The 235-nt window shown below is 38.7% G+C and carries 1 riboswitch.

From position 1 onward, the window contains the following. Positions 1-104: 104 nt before the first annotated feature. Positions 105-205, bottom strand: a riboswitch (purine riboswitch). Positions 206-235 lie beyond the last annotated feature (30 nt).

The raw sequence follows: 235 nt of genomic DNA, 5'->3' as shown, positions 1-235 counted from the left end.
TATAAAAAGCCCTGCCCAGATGTTTCTACTACATAGAGAGAAAGCATCCGTCCAGAGCTCAAATAACCTGAAAAGACTGGAAAAATACCAATCCCTTCTGCTGGCGTTCTATTGCTTTCCCTCATAGTCCGGCAGTTCTCGGCAGCCAGGTAGAAACTTATGGGCCATATTCCCATTATATATGAGGGCTATTAAAATTTAGTTTTGTCATTTATATTATTTATTAACACAATAC

This window comes from Mesorhizobium sp. M7A.F.Ca.MR.362.00.0.0, from assembly GCF_004023175.1.
GTDB lineage: Bacteria > Pseudomonadota > Alphaproteobacteria > Rhizobiales > Rhizobiaceae > Mesorhizobium.
Note: the sequence above shows the minus strand (reverse complement) of the source record. Positions and strands in the feature narration are given on the sequence as shown.